The sequence below is a fragment of the Pseudomonas sp. 22082 genome (genome assembly GCF_052046055.1).
Classification (GTDB): Bacteria; Pseudomonadota; Gammaproteobacteria; order Pseudomonadales; family Pseudomonadaceae; genus Aquipseudomonas; species Aquipseudomonas pharyngis.
Genome location: NZ_JBQEQB010000011.1, coordinates 1 through 21,646, shown reverse-complemented (window position 1 = coordinate 21,646; position 21,646 = coordinate 1). Strand labels below are relative to the sequence as shown.

The window sequence follows — 21,646 nt, the reverse complement described above, 5'->3', positions numbered from 1 at the left end:
GCTCGCGATGGGGCCAAAAAGCCGCAGTAGATTTATGAGCCTGCCAGCACTTTCAGAGCCGACTTACGCTCAACGACTGGCAAGCCACCCAACTTCTCGACTTCTGTGTAAAACCTGACCCAATCCCCATCGACCTGCCTGAACAACGCCGCAAACGCCGGCACCCACTGGTCATAAAGCCCGAACGGCAACAGCCGCGCGTTGTTCAACGGCGCATTGACCCAGGCGTCATAGCGTTTGTCGCCGGCCCACTGGCTATCGCGCATTGTTCGGTAGTCGTGTCGAAACCGTTCGAACTCCGCCGCCTTGCGCTCGCGCATCTGCGCTGCCGCCAATGGTTGTGCATAAAGCTTTTCAAGACGTGAGCGGGTATCGAGGATCAACTGAATGAATTGATCCCGCTGCTTGAGCTTCGAGTCGTTTTCCGGGGGTAAGCCCCGAAACGCTCGCCACTGCCGCGTACCTTCCTGCTCGACGAAGGTCGCGAAGGACTCGTTGAACTCGGTGTCGTCCTTCACATAGAGACGCTGGTGAGCCAGTTCATGGAAGATCAGCGTTGCCAGACGCTCGTCGCCCCAGCCCATCATCGAATTGAGGATCGGGTCATTGAACCAGCCCAGGGTCGAATAGGCCTCGACGCCGCCGATCGACACGTCCATACCCTGCAGGCGCTGAATCGCGGCTTCGCCCCGCGCCGCACTCTGGCTGTAAAAGCCGCGATAGGCCACACAACCGGCAATCGGGAAGCAATGGTTCTGCGGGCTCAGGGAAAACTCCGGGGTGGCGAACACATTCCACACGACAAACGGCCGACCGATGTCGGCGTAGAGGCGATAGCTTTGGTTGTCCGGCAGGTGCAGGTGTTCGCTGGCGAAGGCCCGGGCTTTCTGGGACTGGGCCAGGTGCGTGCGCAGTTTGGCATCGCGAGCCGGGTCGGCGATCACCTTGGCCACCGGCTCCCGCGCCCGCAAAAGCTGCAGCTGACCGCTGGCCAGCTGGCTGTAATAGCTCAGGCTTGAGCAACCGTTGAGCAACAAAATCATCACACCCGGAAACAAAATCCGCAAAACGCGATCAAGTAACCCATGGCTTGGAAGCGGCCTGATCAAAATAAGAAATCCCCCGGAAAGTCTGCCCAAGACTATCCCGCCCATTGGAGCTTCGCTATGCGCATGTTGATACTGACAGGAAGCGTGCTGACGCTGGCCGGTTGTGCCGGATTCGGAATGCCGACCCCTGACCCCTCGCAAGCCTGGATCGATCTGGATGCCCGGCAACAGGACACGGCGCTGCAGGCGCTGGAAGTCGACGACAAGGCTGCCGTCGATCATCGTTACTTCGAAGTGCAGCCCGGCAGCCATGAGCTGAGGGTGCGTTATCAATTTCCGGTCGAGGCGACCAACATCGGCCCGGATGCCGAGCCGCTTTGGCGTGATTGTCAGTTGAACGTGAAATTCAAGGATTTCAACGCCGGCCAGCGTTATCAGTTGCAGGCGGGAAGCATCGGTTTCCGCCCGTGGGCCAAACTCTACGATCAACAACGCAACGTGGTGGGCCAGGGCACGCCGGCGGGCTGTCAGCGAACCTGATCGGCGTTATGCTGGATGTCCGAACTCACGGACATCCATCATGCGCACGTTGATGCTGTTGCTGGTCGCAGGCTTGCTCGCCGGTTGCCAGACACCGTTGCCCCCTGTCGATCCGAACATGGCCTGGGTCGAATTCTCGACGCCGTCCCCGGGCGGTAAGTTGCTGATGGCCGAGCGTCTCGACAACCAGCGACTGACTGATGGGCGTTTCTTTCAGGTTACGCCCGGCAGCCATGAGTTGCGGGTGCGTTTCGACTTTGAAGTGTTCGGCGGAGGCGGCAGCCTAATGACCGGCCCTGTGGAGCGCCTGTGCTACCTGACCATCCGCTACGATCATTTCGAGGCAGGGCAGCGTTACAGGCTGGAAGGCCGCTCTCTGGCATTCACCCCGAGTGCCCGCCTTTACAACGACAGGCGGGAAATCGTCGCCGAGGATCGCGAAGTCAACTGCATCATCTGAGGCGTATCAGCGGTCGTTCTTCTGATAGATGATCTTTTTTGTGCCGTTGTCGCAGGTGCCAACAACCATGTTCTGATCATGGACTTCGTCGTTGGTGACAATCTCGAGCGTATAAGAAGTCACTCCCTGAGCCTGGATCTTGGCTTCGATCTCGGCTTTCAGTTCTTCACAGGGTTTTGGTGCGGCCCAAACCGAGCTGGCTACTACCAGACCAAAAACCGCCAAGGCAAAACGTTTCATGGTTGAAGCTCCATCGAAGCAGCGCGCACGAAGATGCGCGAAAGCTGCTGTCATTTATTCGACCACACTTTTGCCTGGCGGGTTCTGATCCGGCTCAAGGCAGTCAGCTGTCCAGCGATGCGTCGAGACTGATCTTCGCATTCAGCACCTTGGATACCGGGCAACCTTCCTTGGCCTTGTTGCTCAGATCTTCGAACTGCGCCTGGGTCGCTCCCGGAATTTTTGCCTTGAGGATCAGTTTCACTGCGGTGATTGCAAAGCCGCCGTCCACCTGATCCAGCGTGACCTCAGCCTGGGTGTCGATGCTGTCGGCCTTGAGCCCGGCGTCGCCGAGAATCATCGAAAACGCCATGGAGAAACAACCCGCATGGGCGGCGCCGATCAGTTCTTCCGGATTGGTGCCCTTGCCGCCTTCGAAGCGGGCCTTGAAGCCGTAGGGCGCTTCACGCAGGACGCCGGTTTCGGTGGAAATCGAGCCGATGCCGGTTTTCAGGTCACCTTCCCAATGCGCGGATGCCTTCTTCACGATAGCCATGTGTGCCTCCTTCAATTCGGGCGCGAAACGCCGCGCCGTCGTGGTTTTTGCCTGCAAGGCTTCTGAGGATAGATGCCGGAACAAAGTTCAGCCCAAGTGAATCGTTGACTTTTTTAGTAGGAAATTTCAGATCGGCTATTGAAACTCGGGTATATGCCCTTATTGCACAGAACACGCTTATGAATTGGGCAGGTTTGCGTTCGCCAAGAACACACCTGCGCCCTCAATCGGAGATGCAGGTTTATGAAGCAACTGTCCGACGTAAAATTTTCCACCCTCGATCTGGTGCCGGTGCGCGAGAACGGCAGCCCGGCCCAGTCGCTGCGCAACTCGCTGGACCTGGCTCAGCATGTCGAGAAATTCGGCTACACGCGGTTCTGGGTCGCCGAGCACCACAACATGGATGGCATCGCCAGTTCCGCCACCTCGGTGTTGCTGGGTTATCTGGCCGGCGGCACGTCGACCATCCGCGTCGGCTCTGGCGGCGTGATGCTGCCCAACCACGCACCACTGGTGATCGCCGAGCAGTTCGGCACCCTCGAAAGCCTGTATCCGGGACGTATCGACCTCGGCCTGGGCCGTGCGCCGGGTTCCGATCAGATGACCGCCCGGGCCTTGCGTCGTGAGCGTTCCGGCAGTGCTGATGATTTCCCCGAAGACGTGGCTGAGCTAGCGCGCTTTCTAGGTCCGCGCACGCCGGATCAGCGGGTGATCGCGATGCCGGGAACCGGCACCAACGTGCCGATCTGGCTGCTCGGCTCGAGTCTGTTCAGTGCGCAACTGGCCGGTGAGCGCGGTTTGCCCTACGCTTTCGCCTCGCATTTCGCACCGCGTTTCATGCACGAGGCGATTCGCGTCTACCGCAATCACTTCAAGCCATCGGCGGTGCTCGACAAGCCGTACGTAATGCTCGGTGTGCCGTTGGTGGCAGCCGACACCGATGAACAGGCCGACTACCTGGCGACCTCGGTGTACCAACGAATCCTCGCGCTGATGCGTGGGCAAAGTCTGGTGCAGCGCCCACCGGTGAAAACCATGGACGGCCTGTGGCTGCCCCACGAGCGTGAGGCCGTGGGTGATTTCCTTGGTCTGGCGATGGTCGGCAGTCCGCAGAAAATCCGCGCGAAACTCGAAGTGCTGATCGAACAGACCCAGGCTGATGAGCTGATCTTCACCTGCGACCTTTACGAACATGCCGATCGCCTGCATTCCTACGAGTTGCTGGCGCAGGTCATGAGGGGCTGAGCCCGATAGCCGCGCACAAAAAAGCCGACGCATAGCGTCGGCTTTTGTTTCTCCGGCGTGATCAGCCGCGTGTGTAGACGATCTCTTTGTCGCCGCCTTCACAGGTGCCGACGACTTTGCCGCCACTGGCCGCACCCTTGTCGACAATCTCCAGCGAATACCCGGAAACGCCCTTGGCATCCAGCTTGGCCGCGATTTCGGCCTTCAGTTCTTCACAGGGCTTGCCGGCAGCAAACGCACCACCCGCAAGGCTCAACAAACCTACTGCCAATATCAACTTCTTCATCGGTCGCACTCCCTGGTCGGATTAATTAAGGCGGGCATCGAGCCGTTCGCTCGATGCACTCACCTCGTAGCGCATTGCCATTCCTATGGCACTCGGCCAGCGCGCAAGTTCAGAAGCGTAGACCAAACTCAGCTGCTGGCTATCCGGAACCCGACTTTCAGGGTCACTTGAAAGTGGGCAGCCTTGCCGTCCTTGATGTGGCCGCGGGTTTCGGTCACTTCAAACCATTCCAGATGCTTGATGCTCTTGTTGGCCTCGGCCAACGCATTGTTGATGGCGTCTTCGATGCTGCTGGTGGACGAACCGACCAGCTCGACTTTCTTGTAGGTGTGATGGTCACTCATGGTGTTCTCCTTGAAGTGTGCAATTGAGCCTAGCAGCGATTTGCCGTGTTGATTTCGGCGACTTGGGGGAATGGAAGTTCAGATTTTCTGCACTTTCCAGAAACGTTGAAGTCCCAACCAACACACGCCACTCATCAACAATGCAGGAGAGCCACCATGGCCAACACCTCGTTACGCAAAGCCTCGTTGCAAAGCATGGAAGCGGAGATCGAGAGTCTGCTCAAGTCGTTGGAAAGCCTGAAGGACGACGCTTCTGACGAGTCGCGCAAGACCCTCAAGGCGCTCAAGAGCAACGCTGAAAGCGCGCTGAAACACTCGCGCAGCCTGCTCAGCGATGCCTACGAAGAAGTCAAAGTCAAAACCCGCGAGACCGGGATTGCCACCCGCGATTACGCGCAGGAACACCCGTGGACGACTGCCGGTGTGGCGGTCGGTGCGCTGGGTCTGCTGGCCGCTTACTTGCTGTTCAAGCGCGGCGAGTGATCCGCCTGGCGCAGTTCGTTCCTGAGCCACTGCGCCAATTGCCGGGCGCGCCCGTCCGCGGCGCGCTTGGGTAGCCACAACGCCAGTTGCGCCGGGGTTTCGCTGAAACCCCACGGCGCGACCAGGCGCCCGGCCTTTAAATCTTCGGTCACCAGCGGTTCCGGCGCGATCGCCACGCCCAGCCCGGCGACGGCCGCTTCCAGCAAGTAATACAAATGCTCGAAACCTTGCCCCATCTTCAACGCCTTGGCGTTGAGGCCGCTTTGCTGCGCCCAGCTCGGCCAGGCTTGCGGGCGTGAAGTCGTGTGCAGCAAGGGTTCATCGAGCAGGGCAATGGGCGGTGCCGATTGCAGGCGCTGGTAGCCGCTGAACAGCGGGCTCATGACCGGGCCGATGCGCTCGCTGGCCAGCTCATAGACTTGCATGTCTGCCGGCCATGGCGGTTCGGCGAACAGCAGCAATGCATCCAGCCCCGGGCGACGCGGGTCGAGATCGCCTTCACCGGCGGACAGGTGCAGGCGCAAATCCGGCAGATCGGCATTCAGCCTTCCCAGTCGCGGAATGAACCAGCGCGCCAGCAAGCTACCGGAGCAACCGAGCACGAACGGCGCATCGGCGGTGCTTTGGGTCAGTTCGGCGCAGACGCTGCGCAAGCGGTCGAACGCCTCGCCGCTGGCATCGCGCAGGCGGATGCCGGCATCTGTGAGTTTCAGGCCACGACCGTCCTTGACGAAAAGACTGATACCGAGATGCTCTTCCAGCACCTTGAGCTGGCGGCTGACCGCACCGTGAGTCACGTGCAGTTGCTCCGCAGCCTGGCTGACGCTGTTCAGGCGGGCGGTGGCTTCGAAGGCGCGCAGGGCGTTCAGCGGGGGAAGGTCATGGCTCATGATATCTGTGAGTTTTCCTGACAGGTTGTGGCGATCTTATCGGTTTTCAGTCTGGAAGGTCAGGGGTAGAGTGAACGCCATTGTCTTCTCGTGAAATCCGCTGGAGCGAACCATGACCCAGACTTCGAACACCTCCGATCTGCGTAACGGCCCTGACGCCAACGGCCTGTTTGGCTCGTTCGGCGGCCGTTATGTCGCGGAAACCCTGATGCCGTTGATCCTCGATCTGGCCCGCGAATACGAGGCGGCCAAGGAAGATCCGGCGTTCAAAGAGGAATTGGCCTACTTCCAGCGTGACTACGTCGGACGTCCGAGCCCGCTGTATTTCGCCGAGCGCCTGACCGAGTTCTGCGGTGGCGCCAAGATCTACCTCAAGCGCGAAGAGCTGAACCACACCGGCGCGCACAAGATCAACAACTGTATCGGCCAGATCCTGCTGGCGCGGCGCATGGGCAAGAAACGCATCATCGCCGAGACCGGAGCCGGCATGCACGGCGTAGCCACCGCCACCGTGGCTGCGCGTTTCGGTCTGGATTGCGTGATCTACATGGGCACCACCGACATCGAGCGCCAGCAGGCCAACGTGTTCCGCATGAAGCTGCTGGGCGCCGAGGTGATCCCGGTGGTCGCCGGCACCGGCACCCTGAAAGACGCAATGAACGAAGCGCTGCGTGACTGGGTGACCAACGTCGACAGCACCTTTTACCTGATCGGCACCGTGGCCGGCCCGCACCCTTATCCAGCCATGGTTCGCGACTTCCAGGCCGTGATCGGCAAGGAAACCCGCGATCAGCTGCAAGCTCAGGAAGGTCGCCTGCCGGACAGCTTGGTGGCGTGCATCGGCGGTGGTTCCAACGCCATGGGCCTGTTCCACCCGTTCCTCGATGACAAGAGCGTCGAGATCATCGGCGTGGAAGCCGCCGGTTATGGCATCGAGACCGGTAAGCACGCGGCCAGCCTCAACGGTGGCGTACCGGGTGTGTTGCACGGCAACCGCACCTTCCTGCTGCAGGACGACGATGGCCAGATCATCGACGCCCACTCGATTTCCGCCGGCCTCGACTATCCGGGCATCGGCCCTGAGCACGCGTGGTTGCATGACATCGGCCGCGTCCAGTACACCTCGGTGACCGACGACGAAGCCCTCGCTGCGTTCCACCAGTGCTGCCGTCTGGAAGGGATCATCCCGGCACTGGAAAGCGCCCACGCCCTGGCCGAAGTCTTCAAACGTGCACCGAAACTGCCGAAGGATCACCTGATGGTGGTCAACCTGTCCGGCCGCGGCGACAAAGACATGCAGACCGTCATGCACCACATGGAACACTCTCAACAAGAGCAATCGAAGCAGGAGAAACACTGATGAGCCGCCTGCAAACCCGCTTTGCCGAACTCAAGGAACAGAATCGCGCCGCCCTCGTGACCTTCGTCACCGCTGGCGACCCGGACTACGACACCTCGCTGGCGATCCTCAAAGGCCTGCCGAAAGCCGGTGCCGACGTGATCGAACTGGGCATGCCGTTCACCGACCCGATGGCCGACGGCCCGGCAATCCAACTGGCCAACATCCGTGCCCTTGGCGCCAAGCAGAATCTGATCAAAACCCTGCAAATGGTCCGCGAGTTCCGCAAGGACAACAGCGACACGCCGCTGGTGCTGATGGGTTACTTCAACCCGATCCACAAGTTCGGCGTCGAGCGTTTCATCGCCGAAGCCAAAGAGGCCGGCGTTGATGGCCTGATCGTGGTCGACATGCCGCCGGAGCATAACTCGGAGCTGTGCGACCCGGCCCAGGCAGCGGGCATCGACTTCATTCGTCTGACCACCCCGACCACCGATGATGCGCGTCTGCCGAAAGTGTTGACCGGCAGCTCCGGCTTTGTTTACTACGTGTCGGTTGCCGGTGTGACCGGCGCCGGTGCGGCGACTCTGGAACACGTCGAGGAAGCGGTGGCACGTCTGCGTCGTCATACCGATCTGCCGATCAGCATCGGTTTTGGTATCCGCACGCCGGAGCAGGCCGCGTCCATTGCGCGTCTGGCCGATGGTGTGGTGGTGGGTTCGGCGCTGATCGATCACATTGCCAACGCGACCACGCCGGACCAGGCCATCGACGGCGTGCTGAGCCTGTGCTCGGCGCTGTCCGAAGGCGTGCGTAAGGCTCGCGTCAGCTGAAGGTAAAGTTCCTGATACAGAGGAATTAGGGCCTCGCGGCACAGACTAATTGAGCAAGACCGAGGGGTTCAGAGCCACGTTCTGAACCCCTTTTTGCTGTCAGTGCAGTGAGGAAAGACCCGATGAAAATGCCGAAACGTCTGATTGCCAGTCTGGGCGTGCTGATGATCAGCGCGACGCCGCTGCTGGCCAGCGCCGATCCGCGCGACGATCACGACCACGGCGGCCCGCAGCAGGGCCACTACGACAATCGCGGTGGTGATCACCCTGATTGGCAAAACAACCATCGCGGCGGCCCGCCGCCTCGGGATTTCGGCCCGGTGCGTCAGGTGATCCGTGACAATCATGGCTATTTCGTTCGCGGTGCGCCGCCCCCTCCAGGCATCCATCTGGTCCGTGGCCGCCCGCTGCCCCATGGCTATTACGGCGAGCGCCTGGATAACCGGGCCTTGAGTCGTTTGCCGTATTACCCGGGTTATGAATGGCGTCGTGCCGGCGGTGACATCGTGCTGATCGCGGTGGGCACTGGGATCGTTTACGAAGTGTTGGATGGCGTTCTGTACTGATCGTCAGGCAATAAAAAAGACCGCAGCCTTTACGGGCTGCGGTCTTTTGTTTTCAGGGCTGTTGTTCAGGGCAACTCCAATCCGCCCGAGGCTTTGTGCAGTTTGCGCAGATGTTCGCCGATCTGCTTTACGTTGGCCTCGCTGGCCGCAATCTCGGCTGCTCGTTTGGGCTCCAGCAGCGCGCGCACTTCCTTATCCAGATCGCCGGTCAGTGCCAGCAACTGTTTCTGGCGCTGGCTGCTTTCGGCTTCCAGGCGGCTGAACTCGCTCGGTTGCGGCAGGCCATAACCCCGGGAATCGAGCAGTTCCGCCGGTCGGCTGAGGAAGCCGCTGTTGGCGAGAATTTGCTGCAACGTCGCGTTGGCCTTGTCCATGCCACCGTTCTCCAGCTCCCGGGCGCCGAGGTAGCGTTGCTTGACCTCATCCTGAGCCAGCAGCAGTTGGCGGCGGAAACTGGCCTGTTCCAGCAATAGCAGCGCGGCACTGGTGCGCAGGTCGGCCCGTTCGAACCAGGGGCGACGCTCTTCGGCGGATAGCGAAAGCCATTCTTCAACGGTTGTCTGCTTGATCGGCAATTGCTTCTTCAACACATCGAACATCGCCTGATAACGGTCACGGAACGAGTCAAAGCGATAACCCAGGCGCAGCGCCTCTTTCGGATCATCGAGCACGCTGGTGTCGGCCAGGCCTCGCCCCTTCAGCACTTCCAGCAAACCGTTGGGCATGATGCTGTCGAGGCCGGTCAACCGGGCGTTATTGCTGCCGCTGCGCAGCAGTTTCAAGCCTTCGACCGCACAGTTGTTGGAGAGGAAGAAGTAATTGCCGTCGTAGCTCCAGTGCATTTCGGCAGCGTGTTCGACCACGCCCTCGATTTCGCTGCGAGAGAGATTCAGCGGCACCGAAGCGAGGCTGCGCAGTTCGGTCTTGGTGTATTCGTCGATCACCTGCGCCAGCGGCAGCACGAACAGTCGCGAAGGGTACTTGCCGACCAGCCCGTCCCAGCTCGACAGCTGCACGTCGCCGACGAAAGCGCGGTACGACAACACCAGATGCTGATCCAGATCCAGTCGGCAGTCCGGCCCGCGTGGCCGGCCCGGTGCGCAGATCACCAGACGCAACATGCTGTGGCCCCAACGGCTGACCCAGTTCTGGTTGGCTTCGGCCAACAGGTAATCCACCGCGTACACCCGCTCCGGATCGACCTGGCCCAGAGGCTGTTTGGCAAAGTCGTTGCCGGCATTGAGGAAAGCGAAGGTTTTGGCGCATTCATCCTTTGCTGGCGGTGCCCAGCCGAAGTGTTCCTGGTAATAGCGATACAGCGCCGGGCGACGGCAGGCGTAGCTCGGGTCGAGGAGAAAGTACTCCATGTTGACCGCGACAAACTCCTTCGGGCTGGAGATTTCGTAGAGGTCGGGGCTGCGGGCAATCTGCCGGTTGTGCTGTTCACGTTCGCCACGACGGCCAACGTATTGCTGCCAGCCAGCGAGGTCGAGCAGGCGTGGATCATCGCTGAGGGTGAAGCGCCGACCGTTCTGGCCTCGGCATTCATCGGGAATGCCGATCAGCCCGGCGCTGTTGTGGCGCCGGGTGCAGCGCTGGATCAGCGTGCGTTCGGCCGCCGGCCACAAGCGCGCGCGATCGTAAATATGGGTGATTTCGTGCAGCACCGTCGCCAGCAGTTCTCGGCGAACGGTGCCGTGGGGGCGATTGGTTTTTTCCTTCGCCGCACTGCCGTGGGTGAGGCTGGCGAGCAGTTTGCGGTTCAGGTCCAGTTCGGAGACGAGGGTCGCCTGACCGTAGGCGTTGCCGGGCATGTCGTCGGTCCAGCCGACATCGATGCGCCGATCCAGGCGTTCGATGAAGCTCGGCGGCAATGCCTGCATGGCTTCATCGAGCAGCGCCTGGCTGGCCTGTTGTTGGGCGGGGCTCAAACCATCGGTCTTGAGCCGCAATTGCAGGCCGGCGTGGGCGCTGTTGCCAAGCAGCAACAACGCCCCGGCCAGCAGCCAGGCGCCGAGTGACCTCACAGTGCGAGGATGGCTTCGGCGAGTACCTGATCACTGGCGTCGCGGGCTTCCGGCACGCGGGTGCGCAAGGTCTTGAAGGCCGCTTCCAGGTTTGCACCACGGATATCACCGTCGCTGGCAACGAAACTGGCAGCGTCGTCATGGGCTTCGCGGATGATTTTCGAATCGCGAATCGACGTGGTGGTGTCGGAGGTGAAATCGATGGTGCGCTGGGAGGCGCGGACGATGATGTTACTGGTGGCTACCAGGGTGTGCGCCTGGGCCATATCGGCCAACAACAGCAGGCCAAGGGCGGCAGCAATCAGCGGGCTACGCATGGAACGACTCCGAAAGGACAGGGATGACTATTGGACGAGAATTGCCTGTGCCAGTTCAAGGTCGCTGACATGAAGTTTTGGCCGGCTCTTGCGCAAGTAATGCAGCGCAGATTCGAGCTGTGCGCCGCGCATCTGGCCGTCACTGGCAACGAACGCTGCGGCATCGTCGTGCGCGGCGATGATCAGTTTACGGTCGAACGGTGCGGACGAAACCATGCCCGTGGCCCAGACGCTGACCACGGTGTTCTGTGTGGACACATCGAAGGCGTCTGCCAGAGGAACCCAGCAGGCGGTGAGCAGTACAGAAGGAATAAGCAGATTTGAAAGAAAACGCATGGGACTCGGCAACTGTTGGCGAGTCCCAAGGCTAGCGCAATGCCCGGACTAGAGCCAGCGCCGAAACATCGGGACACGACCGGGGTGTCCCGCGATGCCCCTGTCGCTTAGATCGTCAGAATGGCCTGGGCCAGCTGTGCGTCGGTGGCGTTCAGTTGCGGAGCCTGATGACGGATGTGATCCAGTGCGCTCTCCAGTTTCACGCCACGGATTTCACCTTCGCTGGCCACGAAGCTGGCAGCGTCGTCACGGGCAGCGAGCACGATCTTGTCGTCACGGAAGGACGACGTAACGTCGGAGGTGGCATCTGAAGAAGACTTGAGCGCGCCAACCACGGCGTCGGTGGTCACGATGAAGCTGCTGGCGCTGGCGTTTGCAGCTACGGCCAGCAGGGCGGCGGCGCTAAGAAGACGAAGACGGGACATGGGGGAACTCCTGTGGATAAACCGTATTGAGAGGTGGCTCGGTGTCTGAAGGTCAGACGCCAGTTGCACAGCATTCGCCACGTTCTGAATGGAGCTTAGGCTTCCGTTGCGACTTCGCACAGTGGTCAGGATGCTGGCCTGAACCGATTTATCGTAACTGTACCTGTATTTAGTTAAATTACGAGAACTGTACCTGTTCGATGATCAAGAGTGGATACTCGGTTTTCCTGGCCCATAAACGACAAGACCCGTCGCGGTTTCCCGCGACGGGTCTTGTTTATTCAATTCGGGTTGCTGGCGGTGGGTCTAGCGACCAGAGCCAGCGACGCTGATTAGCGCCAGAACGGCTTGCTCAGCTCTTCGTAGCGTTGTGCTTCGCTGATACCGGCATCGGCCAGCAGACGCGAATCCAGACGAGCCAGTTGGTGGCGGCTGGAGATGCGGCGCTGCCACAACATCAGGTTGGCGATAACGCGCAGAGGCAGGGAAGCCTGGGTTTTTGCAGCTTTGTCTTCGAAGAACAGTTCGGAACTGAGTGTACGTTCCATGGTTGACATCCTTCCGCTTGTGGCGGGATTAGGTAGTGGTTTAACTGGTGCCCATAATCCTCTCGTTTGGCCAGACTCTCTAGATACAGTTCACCTGTATTGTGAGTGACCAGTTAACTGTTTATAGGGGGTGTACGGGTCAAAATTGCGCAAACTGTACCTGTCTGCGCTTATTTGGTGCATTTTGACCCATTTCGATGATGTAAGTAGGTAAAAACTGTAGGAAATGACCGGTACAGCAGTACAGTTTTTGACGATTGCAGTGGTTTTCAAAATCCCGCTGGCGAAACTGTGTTTGCGCCAGCGGAAATCTGTGCGGACTACACCGCCAGCATGCGTCCGGTTTCTTCCAGATTGATGTGCCAGCTCAGGGCGTCACGCAGAATGTGCGGGGTGTGGCCGCCGATCGCGCAGGCTTTGTCGAAGTAGTCGTTCAGCGCCTGGCGGAAGTCCGGGTGCACACAGTTGTCGATGATCACCCGGGCGCGTTCCCGTGGCGCCAGGCCGCGCAGGTCGGCCAGGCCCACCTCGGTCACCAGGATGTCGACGTCATGCTCGGTATGGTCGACGTGGCTGACCATCGGCACCACGCTGGAAATCGCGCCGCCCTTGGCGATCGACTTGGTCACGAACACCGCCAGGTGTGCGTTGCGAGCGAAGTCGCCCGAGCCACCGATGCCGTTCATCATCCGCGTGCCGCAGACGTGGGTCGAGTTGACGTTGCCATAGATGTCGAACTCAAGGGCCGTGTTGATGCCGATGATGCCCAGACGCCGCACCACTTCCGGGTGGTTGGAGATTTCCTGCGGGCGCAACACCAGCTTGTCTTTGTACTTCTCCAGATTGCCGAACACGTCGCTGTTGCGCCGCTCCGACAGGGTGATCGAGCTGCCCGAGGCAAAGCTCAGCTTGCCGGCGTCGATCAGGTCGAAGGTCGAGTCCTGCAGCACTTCGGAATACATGGTCAGGTCTTCGAACGGCGAATCGATCAGCCCGCACATCACCGCGTTGGCAATGTTGCCGATCCCGGCCTGCAACGGCCCGAGCTTGTTGGTCATGCGCCCGGCATCGACTTCCTGCTTGAGGAAGGTGATCAGGTGATCGGCGATGGCTTTGGTATCGACATCCGGCGAGGACACGGTGGACGGCGAGTCCGACTGCTGGGTGATGACGATCGCGACGATCTTCTCCGGCGGGATCGGGATCGCGGTGCTGCCGATGCGGTCGTCGACCTTTACCAGCGGAATCGGCGTGCGGGTCGGGCGATAGGTCGGAATATAGATGTCATGCAGACCTTCGAGGTTGGCGTTGTGCGCCAGGTTGATCTCGACGATCACGTGTTTGGCGAAGATCGCGAAGCTCGCCGAGTTGCCCACCGAAGTGGTCGGCACGATGTGGCCCTGTTCGGTGATGGCCACGGCTTCGATGACGGCGATGTCCGGCAGCTTCAGTTGCTGGTTGCGCAATTGCTCGACGGTTTCCGACAGGTGCTGGTCGATGAACATCACTTCGCCGGCGTTGATTGCCTTGCGCAAGGTGCTGTCGACCTGAAACGGCATGCGCCGGGACAGCACGCCAGCCTCGGTCAGTTGCTTGTCGAGGTCGTTGCCCAGACTGGCGCCGGTCATCAGGCTGATCTTCAGCGGCGTGACCTTGGCTCGCTCGGCCAGCGCATGGGGCACGGCCTTGGCTTCGCCGGCGCGGGTGAAGCCGCTCATGCCGACGGTCATGCCGTCCTCAATCAGCGCAGCGGCGTCGGCGGCGCTCATCACTTTATCCAACAACGAAGGCAGGCGAATACGGTCACGGTACATGGATTATTTTCTCGGGCAGCGAGTAGCAGGATGCGCAGTCTAGTGAATTTCGCGAGCGCCTGTCCCGCTACCAAGGTCGCAAACGAGGCGTCTATTTAGCGGGTTTCAAGTAAAACACCGTTACTGGATCTGCAACAACGTGGCAAATTGTCCGACGGTTTGCGCAAACAAAAACGCCCCGACAAGTCGGGGCGTCCGGTAAGCAGAGAGCGAGTTACTCGACCGCTTTGACCATGTCTTCGATGACTTTTTTCGCGTCGCCGAACACCATCATGGTCTTGTCCAGGTAGAACAGTTCGTTGTCCAGACCGGCATAGCCGCTGGCCATCGAGCGCTTGTTGACGATGATGGTCTTGGCCTTGAACGCTTCGAGGATCGGCATGCCGGCAATCGGCGATTTCGGATCGTTCTTGGCGGCCGGGTTCACCACGTCGTTGGCGCCGAGCACCAGCACCACGTCGGCCTGACCGAACTCGGAGTTGATGTCTTCCATCTCGAACACCTGGTCGTACGGCACTTCGGCCTCGGCCAGCAGTACGTTCATGTGGCCAGGCATCCGACCGGCCACCGGGTGGATCGCGTATTTCACGGTCACGCCATGGTGGGTCAGCTTCTCTGTCAGCTCTTTCAATGCGTGCTGTGCACGGGCCACCGCCAGGCCGTAACCCGGAACGATGATCACGGTGTCGGCGTTGGTCAGCAGGAACGTCGCGTCGTCAGCCGAACCGGATTTCACCGGACGGGCTTCCTTCTCACCGGCAGGACCGGCGTCTGCTGTATTGCCGAAACCGCCGAGCAATACATTAAAGAAGGAACGGTTCATCGCCTTGCACATGATGTACGAGAGGATCGCACCGCTCGAACCCACCAGCGAGCCGGCAATGATCAGCATCGAGTTGTTCAGCGAGAAGCCGATACCCGCCGCTGCCCAGCCGGAATAGCTGTTGAGCATCGACACCACCACCGGCATGTCGGCGCCGCCGATCGGGATGATGATCAGCACGCCCATGACGAACGCCAGAGCCAGCATCAGGGCGAACGCGGCGAGGTTGCCGGTCAACATGAAGGTAACACCGAGGATCAGCGTCGCCAGCCCCAGTACCGCGTTCAGCTTGTGCTGACCGCTGAACTGTACCGGTGCACCCTGGAACAGACGGAACTTGTATTTGCCCGACAGCTTGCCGAAGGCGATCACCGAACCGGAGAAGGTGATTGCACCGATGGCTGCGCCGAGGAACAGCTCCAGACGGTTACCCGCCGGGATCGAGTCACCCAGTTGCTTGACGATGCCCAGCGACTGCGGCTCGACCACCGCCGCAATGGCGATGAACACCGCTGCCAGACCGATCATGCTGTGCATGAACGCAACCAGTTCCGGCATCTTGGTCATTTCAACGCGCTTGGCCATGATCGAACCGGCGGTGCCGCCGATCAGCAGGCCGACGATCACGTAACCGATGCCTGCGGTCGCCAGCTCAGCGCCCAGCTTATAGATGAGGCCGACAGTGGTGATGATTGCCAGCGCCATGCCGAGCATGCCGAACAGGTTGCCGCGGCGCGACGTGGTCGGGTGCGACAAACCCTTGAGGGCCTGAATGAAGCAGATCGACGCGATCAGGTAGAGCGTCGTGACGAGGTTCATGCTCATTACTTAGGCGCCTCTTCTTTTGCTTTCGGGGCTTTCTTCTTGAACATCTCAAGCATGCGGCGGGTGACCAGGAAGCCACCGAACACGTTGACCGCGGCCAGTGCCACGGCGAGAGTGCCCATGGTCTTGCCCAGCGGGGTGACGGTCAGGGCTGCAGCGAGCATGGCGCCGACGATCACGATCGCCGAAATGGCGTTGGTCACTGCCATCAAAGGCGTGTGCAGCGCGGGTGTAACGTTCCAGACCACGTGATAACCGACATAAATCGCCAGCACGAAGATGATCAGGTTGTAGATACCGGGGGAGATAAGCTCTTCCATCGTCTGAATCCCTGCTTAGGCGTTTTTGCGGATGACTTGGCCGTCGCGGCACATCAGGCACGCAGCGACGATGTCGTCTTCGAGGTTAACTTCGAACTGGCCTTCTTTGGTGAAGACCAGCTTCAGGAAGTCCAGCAGGTTGCGTGCGTACAGCGCCGAGGCGTCTGCGGCGACTTCACCGGCGAGGTTGGTCGGGCCGACGATGGTCACGCCGTTCTCGATCACGACCTGATCGGCCACGGTCAGCGGGCAGTTGCCACCCTGTGCTGCCGCGAGGTCGATGACCACCGAGCCGGGTTTCATCTGCGCGACGGTGTCCGCACTCAGCAGCGTCGGTGCCTTGCGGCCCGGGATCAGTGCGGTGGTGATGACAATGTCAGCCTGCTTGGCGCGCTCGTGCACGGCCTGGGCCTGACGCTGCATCCAGCTCGCCGGCATCGGGCGTGCGTAGCCGCCGACGCCGACCGCGCATTCGCGTTCTTCATCGGTCTCGTAAGGCACGTCGACGAACTTGGCGCCGAGGGATTCGATCTGTTCCTTCACGGCCGGACGTACGTCGGACGCTTCGATGACGGCACCCAGACGTTTCGCCGTGGCAATCGCCTGCAACCCGGCCACACCAGCCCCCAGAATCAGCACGCGCGCCGCTTTCACGGTGCCCGCAGCGGTCATCAGCATCGGCATGAAGCGCGGATAGTAGTGAGCAGCCAGCAGCACGGCTTTATAGCCGGCAATGTTCGCCTGGGACGACAACACGTCGAGGCTCTGGGCCCGGGAGGTACGTGGCGCCGCTTCCAGGGAGAACGCGGTAATCCCGCACTCGGCCATCTTCGCGATGGTGTCGTTGTTGAACGGGTTGAGCATGCCCACCAGCACCGTTCCGCGCTTGATCAGCGTCAGTTCGGCATCGCTTGGCGCGACCACTTTGAGAATCAGCTCGGCGCCAAACGCGTCATTGGCACTGCCAATGGTTGCGCCTGCCGCTTCATAGGCACTGTCGACAACGCTGGCTTTAACGCCGGCGCCGGTTTGCACAGTGACCTTATGACCTTGGCTGATCAGCTTTTTAATGGTTTCCGGGGTTGCAGCAACCCGTGTTTCACCGGTCTGGGTTTCGAGAGGAACACCAATGTGCACGTCAAATCTCCTGCGTGATCTTATTGAGTAAACCCATGCACTACGGATGGTGCGACTGGGGCGGCCGATCAGCACGATCCCGCCAAATCAGGGCGGGGCGCGGCATTTTGCAGGCGAAGTTTATGCCCTTCAAGGGATTATGACGGGTGACGGAAAATTAACTACAAGTCATCCCGTGACCGAATGTCGCAGATGGCCAGTTGAATCCCTTGCAGGCCGTGCCTTTCAAGGAGTCTGGATGAATTTGAAGAATTTTCTCATCGGTGACGTGAATAGGCCGCAATGCGTCGCGAATGAGGGCGCAAAGCCACGTCGTCAGGCGCTTGTGGGACGTCTGTACGACTTTCGGATACAGTCTGTCTATTTGCGACAAATAGTTATATCTGTAGGGCTTTGATTTTCCTGACTACGAGGTTAGTAATCGCTGGAGCCCTTTATCCTTCTGGGTTGTAGCTGTGTGCCTGGTTCACCAGCCAATCGCGAAAAGCCTTGAGTGACGCCGATTCGACCTTTCGCTCCGGAATCATCAGGTAATACGCCTTGATGCTGGAGAGTGCGTTCGGGTTGGCAATCACCAGGCGTTTTTCGGCCAGTTCGCGCTGAATCAGGAACGGTGGGATCAGCGCGATGCCCATGTCGTGCATGGCCGCCTGAGCCAGCATGGAGAATAGTTCGTAGCGCGGACCTGTCATGTCGCGTGGGATGTTCAGGTGTTGCGAGTTGAACCACTGTCGCCAGGCGTAGGGACGGGTGGTTTGCTGGAGGAGCGGCAGATCGGCGATTTCTTCGGGTGTCAGACTGTTCTTGTCACCAAGCAAGGCAGGGCTGCACACCGGCATCGGATTCTCGCCCATCAACCTGTGGGATTCGGTACCGGACCAGTCGGCATCGCCAAAGTAGATGGCGGCATCGAAGTCAGTGTCGGCAAACAGGAACGGGCGCGTGCGGTTGGTCAGGTTGACCGTTACCTCCGGGTGCTTGAGCTGGAAGTCCTTCAGTCTTGGCAGCAGCCACTGCGTGCCGAAGGTGGGTACCACAGCGAGTTCGATCACGTTGGTACCTTGCTGACCCATCACCGACAGGGTGTCGCGCTCTACGGCATCGAGCTGGGTCGCTACCCGACGGCTGTATGAAAGCCCCGCTTCCGTCAGCTTCACTCCGCGACGCGAGCGCCGGAAAAGTTCGACGCTGAGGAAATCTTCCAGGCTGGCGATCTGTCGACAAATGGCGCCCTGGGTGAGGGAAAGTTCTTCGGCGGCCCTGGTAAAGCTCTCGTGACGGGCAGCGGCCTCGAAGCTGATCAGGGCGGTGGTGCTGGGGATCTTGCGACGCATGTACGTCAACCTCACTAATACATTGCTTAATCGGCATTTCGCGACGTTTCGGAGTGAGAAATTAGCACAACAGGATGCGAAATCCTCGTTTGCCGGGACAGCGAAGCGGGCCTAGGATCAATGCCACGTTAATTCACCCGATTTGCGAGGACTCACTCATGGGCGGTAAAGCTAGCTTCAACTGGATCGATCCCCTGCTGCTGGATCAACAGCTGACTGAAGAAGAACGCATGATCCGCGACACTGCCGAGCAATTCGCCCAGCAGAGCCTCGCTCCACGTGTTCTTGAAGCCTTCCGCCATGAGAAGACCGATCCGGCGATATTCCGTGAAATGGGTGAGGTCGGCCTGTTGGGCGCGACCATCCCCGAGCAGTACGGTGGCAGCGGCCTCAACTACGTCAGCTATGGCCTGATTGCCCGTGAAGTCGAGCGTGTCGACTCCGGCTACCGTTCGATGATGAGTGTGCAGTCTTCGCTGGTGATGGTGCCGATCAACGAGTTCGGCACCGAAGCACAGAAGCAGAAGTACTTGCCGAAACTGGCTTCCGGCGAGTGGATCGGTTGCTTCGGTCTGACCGAGCCAAATCACGGTTCCGACCCGGGCGCGATGATTACGCGTGCACGCAAAGTCGACGGCGGCTACAGCCTGACCGGCGCCAAGATGTGGATCACCAACAGCCCGATCGCCGATGTGTTCGTGGTGTGGGCCAAAGATGATGCTGGCGATATTCGCGGCTTCGTTCTTGAGAAGGGCTGGAAAGGCCTGAGTGCTCCGGCGATTCACGGCAAGGTTGGCCTGCGGGCTTCGATCACCGGCGAAATCGTCATGGACAACGTGTTCGTGCCGGAAGAGAACATCTTCCCGGATGTACGTGGTCTGAAAGGTCCGTTCACCTGCCTCAACTCCGCACGTTATGGCATTTCCTGGGGGGCGCTGGGCGCGGCCGAGTTCTGCTGGCACACCGCTCGCCAGTACACCCTGGATCGTCAACAGTTCGGTCGTCCGCTGGCCGCCACTCAGTTGATCCAGAAGAAGCTGGCTGACATGCAGGCCGAGATCACTTTGGCACTGCAAGGCTGTCTGCGTCTGGGTCGCATGAAGGACGAAGGCACTGCTGCCGTTGAAATCACTTCGATCATGAAGCGCAACTCTTGCGGCAAGTCTCTCGAGATCGCCCGCATGGCGCGTGACATGTTGGGCGGCAACGGGATCTCTGATGAGTTCGGTGTGGCCCGTCACCTGGTCAACCTGGAAGTGGTGAATACCTATGAAGGTACGCACGACGTTCACGCACTGATCCTCGGTCGTGCTCAGACCGGCCTGCAGGCGTTCTATTAATAGGAGAGCGACCATGGGCGCGCTGTCGCATCTGCGGGTACTGGATTTATCGCGAGTGCTGGCCGGCCCGTGGGCTGGTCAGATCCTGGCCGATCTCGGAGCGGAAGTGATCAAGGTCGAGCGCCCGGGTAATGGTGACGATACCCGCGCCTGGGGGCCGCCCTTCCTGAAAGACGCTTACGGCGAGAACACCAGCGAGGCGGCTTATTACCTGTCGGCCAATCGTAACAAGCAATCGGTGACGATCGACTTCACGCGTCCCGAGGGTCAGAAGCTGGTACGGGAGTTGGCCGCCAAGTCCGACATCCTTATCGAAAACTTCAAGGTGGGTGGTCTGGCGGCTTATGGCCTGGATTACGAGTCGCTGAAGGCAATCAATCCGGATCTGGTCTATTGCTCGATCACCGGCTTCGGTCAAACCGGACCGTATGCCAAGCGTGCGGGTTATGACTTCATGATCCAGGGCCTCGGCGGTCTGATGAGCCTGACCGGGCGACCCGAAGGTGATGAGGGTGCCGGGCCGGTGAAGGTGGGTGTGGCGCTCACGGATATCCTGACGGGGCTGTATTCGACCGTAGCGATTCTGGCGGCGCTGGCCCACCGTGATCACGATGGTGGTGGGCAGCATATCGATATGGCTTTGCTGGATGTGCAGGTGGCATGCCTTGCCAACCAGGCGATGAACTACCTGACGACGGGCACTGCGCCAAAGCGGCTGGGTAATGCGCATCCGAACATCGTGCCGTATCAGGATTTTCCTACGGCTGACGGTGACTTCATTCTCACGGTGGGTAATGACGGGCAGTTCCGCAAGTTCGCCGAAGTGGCGGGGCAACCGCAGTGGGCGGACGATCCGCGTTTCGCGACTAATAAGCTGCGAGTGGCGAATCGGGCCGTCCTGATTCCGCTGATCCGCCAGGCGACCGTCTTCAAGACCACCGCAGAGTGGGTGAGTCAGCTGGAGCAGGCGGGCGTGCCATGCGGGCCGATCAATGATCTGTCACAGGTGTTCGAGGATCCGCAGGTGAAATCGCGCGGGTTGGCGATCGAGCTGCCTCACGCGCTGGCGGGGATGGTGCCGCAGGTGGCTAGCCCGATTCGGTTGTCGCGGACTCCTGTCGAGTATCGCCGTGCGCCTCCTTTGTTGGGGGAGCATACCTTGGAGGTTTTGCAGCGGGTGCTGGGGCTGGGAGCGGGTGCAGTGGCTGCGATGACAGAGGATGGAGTGCTCTGAGAGTTCTCTCTATATAGAAGGGATATTGAATCCTTCTTCTATATAGAGGGAGTTGGATGTTTTTTGGTCTATCTGCAAGTTATTGAAAGAAAAGCGAAATTAAGGGTTGACGGCAGATTCTGAGTCTCTATAATTCGCCCCACTTCCGGCGCAGTCGAAACGGAAAACTCCTTGAGATTCAATGAGTTAAGTATGTTTCGAGAGTGGATCGCTTCAGTTCATCGAAGCCAGGAAGGAGTTGGAAATGCCGGTTTTTCTGGTGCTTTCAACGGTTCGATCTTCTCGGTCGAAAGCGGAGAAAAGAGGTGTTGACAGCAGCGTGTAACGCTGTAGAATTCGCCTCCCGCTAACGAGAG

The 21,646-nt window shown here is 59.9% G+C and carries 25 protein-coding genes; 9 read left to right on the top strand and 16 right to left on the bottom strand.

Going from position 1 to position 21,646, the window contains the following annotated elements:
* Window positions 1-32: 32 nt before the first annotated feature.
* On the bottom strand, window positions 33-1,109 hold the full coding sequence (locus tag ACTJK9_RS14645) for an aminopeptidase (RefSeq protein ID WP_440814550.1): 1,077 nt from the start codon (window positions 1,107-1,109) through the stop codon (window positions 33-35).
* A 57-nt stretch (window positions 1,110-1,166) separates the two neighbouring features.
* Between ACTJK9_RS14645 and ACTJK9_RS14640 the strand changes: the two genes are divergently transcribed.
* Together ACTJK9_RS14640 and ACTJK9_RS14635 are read left to right on the top strand one after the other, a co-directional pair.
* Window positions 1,167-1,589, top strand: a complete 423-nt coding sequence (locus ACTJK9_RS14640) for a PA0061/PA0062 family lipoprotein (protein ID WP_064592534.1) — start codon at window positions 1,167-1,169, stop codon at window positions 1,587-1,589.
* 40 nt (window positions 1,590-1,629) lie between these two features.
* Window positions 1,630-2,049, top strand: a complete 420-nt coding sequence (locus tag ACTJK9_RS14635; protein ID WP_440814548.1) for a PA0061/PA0062 family lipoprotein — start codon at window positions 1,630-1,632, stop codon at window positions 2,047-2,049.
* A 6-nt stretch (window positions 2,050-2,055) separates the two neighbouring features.
* Here the strand turns inward: ACTJK9_RS14635 and ACTJK9_RS14630 are convergent, their stop codons facing one another.
* Complete coding sequence (locus ACTJK9_RS14630; protein ID WP_440814545.1) at window positions 2,056-2,289, bottom strand: DUF1161 domain-containing protein; 234 nt, start codon at window positions 2,287-2,289, stop codon at window positions 2,056-2,058.
* 103 nt (window positions 2,290-2,392) lie between these two features.
* Window positions 2,393-2,824 carry an OsmC family protein gene (locus ACTJK9_RS14625; protein WP_236187684.1) on the bottom strand — a complete coding sequence of 144 codons (432 nt, stop codon included), beginning with the start codon at window positions 2,822-2,824 and terminating at the stop codon, window positions 2,393-2,395.
* Between the two features lie 243 nt (window positions 2,825-3,067).
* On the opposite strand from ACTJK9_RS14625, the gene ACTJK9_RS14620 reads away from it, so the two are divergent.
* Entirely contained in the window at window positions 3,068-4,069 is a 1,002-nt protein-coding gene (locus tag ACTJK9_RS14620) for an LLM class flavin-dependent oxidoreductase (protein WP_064592540.1), read from the top strand.
* Window positions 4,070-4,130: 61 nt separating this feature from the next.
* Here ACTJK9_RS14620 and ACTJK9_RS14615 read toward each other — a convergent pair whose 3' ends face one another.
* Both ACTJK9_RS14615 and ACTJK9_RS14610 read right to left on the bottom strand, forming a co-directional pair.
* A complete protein-coding gene (locus ACTJK9_RS14615) occupies window positions 4,131-4,355 on the bottom strand; it encodes a DUF1161 domain-containing protein (RefSeq protein WP_085613556.1) in 225 nt (74 codons plus the stop codon).
* A 128-nt stretch (window positions 4,356-4,483) separates the two neighbouring features.
* On the bottom strand, window positions 4,484-4,699 hold the full coding sequence (locus tag ACTJK9_RS14610) for a dodecin (RefSeq protein ID WP_007953919.1): 216 nt from the start codon (window positions 4,697-4,699) through the stop codon (window positions 4,484-4,486).
* A gap of 156 nt (window positions 4,700-4,855) precedes the next feature.
* Here ACTJK9_RS14610 and ACTJK9_RS14605 point away from each other — a divergent pair, with 156 nt between their 5' ends.
* Window positions 4,856-5,182, top strand: coding sequence for a DUF883 family protein (locus ACTJK9_RS14605; RefSeq protein ID WP_011331820.1), 327 nt, complete (start codon window positions 4,856-4,858; stop codon window positions 5,180-5,182).
* Here the strand turns inward: ACTJK9_RS14605 and ACTJK9_RS14600 are convergent.
* Complete coding sequence (locus ACTJK9_RS14600) at window positions 5,155-6,072, bottom strand: LysR family transcriptional regulator (protein ID WP_085613555.1); 918 nt, start codon at window positions 6,070-6,072, stop codon at window positions 5,155-5,157. The genes ACTJK9_RS14605 and ACTJK9_RS14600 overlap by 28 nt on opposite strands.
* 112 nt (window positions 6,073-6,184) lie before the next feature.
* Between ACTJK9_RS14600 and trpB the strand changes: the two genes are divergently transcribed.
* The 3 genes from trpB (at window position 6,185) to ACTJK9_RS14585 (ending at window position 8,810) form a co-directional block, all read left to right on the top strand.
* A complete protein-coding gene (gene trpB / locus ACTJK9_RS14595) occupies window positions 6,185-7,432 on the top strand; it encodes a tryptophan synthase subunit beta (protein ID WP_064379337.1) in 1,248 nt (415 codons plus the stop codon).
* Window positions 7,432-8,244, top strand: a complete 813-nt coding sequence (trpA, locus tag ACTJK9_RS14590) for a tryptophan synthase subunit alpha (RefSeq protein ID WP_085613554.1) — start codon at window positions 7,432-7,434, stop codon at window positions 8,242-8,244. Before trpB ends, trpA begins: the two co-directional genes overlap by 1 nt.
* Window positions 8,245-8,366: 122 nt before the next feature.
* The gene (locus tag ACTJK9_RS14585) at window positions 8,367-8,810 is read left to right on the top strand and encodes an anti-virulence regulator CigR family protein (protein ID WP_440814537.1); all 444 of its coding nucleotides are present in this window, start codon (window positions 8,367-8,369) and stop codon (window positions 8,808-8,810) included.
* 65 nt (window positions 8,811-8,875) lie between these two features.
* On the opposite strand, the gene ACTJK9_RS14580 is transcribed toward ACTJK9_RS14585, so the two are convergent.
* From ACTJK9_RS14580 to ACTJK9_RS14535, 10 genes are all read right to left on the bottom strand, one after another.
* Window positions 8,876-10,837 (bottom strand): DUF7844 domain-containing protein, encoded by a 1,962-nt coding sequence (locus tag ACTJK9_RS14580; protein ID WP_440814535.1) that lies wholly within the window; start codon window positions 10,835-10,837, stop codon window positions 8,876-8,878.
* The gene (locus tag ACTJK9_RS14575) at window positions 10,834-11,154 is read right to left on the bottom strand and encodes a DUF2388 domain-containing protein (protein WP_039764795.1); all 321 of its coding nucleotides are present in this window, start codon (window positions 11,152-11,154) and stop codon (window positions 10,834-10,836) included. The genes ACTJK9_RS14580 and ACTJK9_RS14575 overlap by 4 nt, the downstream gene beginning before the upstream one ends.
* 27 nt (window positions 11,155-11,181) lie before the next feature.
* A complete protein-coding gene (locus ACTJK9_RS14570; RefSeq protein WP_085613552.1) occupies window positions 11,182-11,490 on the bottom strand; it encodes a DUF2388 domain-containing protein in 309 nt (102 codons plus the stop codon).
* 107 nt (window positions 11,491-11,597) lie between these two features.
* Window positions 11,598-11,915, bottom strand: a complete 318-nt coding sequence (locus ACTJK9_RS14565; protein ID WP_064592550.1) for a DUF2388 domain-containing protein — start codon at window positions 11,913-11,915, stop codon at window positions 11,598-11,600.
* 332 nt (window positions 11,916-12,247) lie between these two features.
* Complete coding sequence (locus tag ACTJK9_RS14560; protein ID WP_003220409.1) at window positions 12,248-12,463, bottom strand: DUF1127 domain-containing protein; 216 nt, start codon at window positions 12,461-12,463, stop codon at window positions 12,248-12,250.
* A 320-nt stretch (window positions 12,464-12,783) separates the two neighbouring features.
* Window positions 12,784-14,277 carry an acetyl-CoA hydrolase/transferase family protein gene (locus ACTJK9_RS14555; RefSeq protein ID WP_064592552.1) on the bottom strand — a complete coding sequence of 498 codons (1,494 nt, stop codon included), beginning with the start codon at window positions 14,275-14,277 and terminating at the stop codon, window positions 12,784-12,786.
* A gap of 214 nt (window positions 14,278-14,491) precedes the next feature.
* Window positions 14,492-15,925 carry an NAD(P)(+) transhydrogenase (Re/Si-specific) subunit beta gene (locus tag ACTJK9_RS14550; protein ID WP_085613551.1) on the bottom strand — a complete coding sequence of 478 codons (1,434 nt, stop codon included), beginning with the start codon at window positions 15,923-15,925 and terminating at the stop codon, window positions 14,492-14,494.
* Complete coding sequence (locus ACTJK9_RS14545; RefSeq protein WP_003220416.1) at window positions 15,925-16,245, bottom strand: NAD(P) transhydrogenase subunit alpha; 321 nt, start codon at window positions 16,243-16,245, stop codon at window positions 15,925-15,927. The genes ACTJK9_RS14550 and ACTJK9_RS14545 overlap by 1 nt, the downstream gene beginning before the upstream one ends.
* Window positions 16,246-16,260: 15 nt before the next feature.
* Entirely contained in the window at window positions 16,261-17,382 is a 1,122-nt protein-coding gene (locus ACTJK9_RS14540; RefSeq protein WP_085613550.1) for a Re/Si-specific NAD(P)(+) transhydrogenase subunit alpha, read from the bottom strand.
* 434 nt (window positions 17,383-17,816) lie between these two features.
* Window positions 17,817-18,716, bottom strand: coding sequence for a LysR family transcriptional regulator (locus ACTJK9_RS14535; RefSeq protein WP_440814529.1), 900 nt, complete (start codon window positions 18,714-18,716; stop codon window positions 17,817-17,819).
* 158 nt (window positions 18,717-18,874) lie between these two features.
* On the opposite strand from ACTJK9_RS14535, the gene ACTJK9_RS14530 reads away from it, so the two are divergent.
* Together ACTJK9_RS14530 and ACTJK9_RS14525 are read left to right on the top strand one after the other, a co-directional pair.
* A complete protein-coding gene (locus tag ACTJK9_RS14530) occupies window positions 18,875-20,056 on the top strand; it encodes an acyl-CoA dehydrogenase (protein WP_440814526.1) in 1,182 nt (393 codons plus the stop codon).
* A 13-nt stretch (window positions 20,057-20,069) separates the two neighbouring features.
* The gene (locus ACTJK9_RS14525; RefSeq protein ID WP_440814524.1) at window positions 20,070-21,290 is read left to right on the top strand and encodes a CaiB/BaiF CoA transferase family protein; all 1,221 of its coding nucleotides are present in this window, start codon (window positions 20,070-20,072) and stop codon (window positions 21,288-21,290) included.
* The last annotated feature ends 356 nt before the right edge of the window (window positions 21,291-21,646 follow it).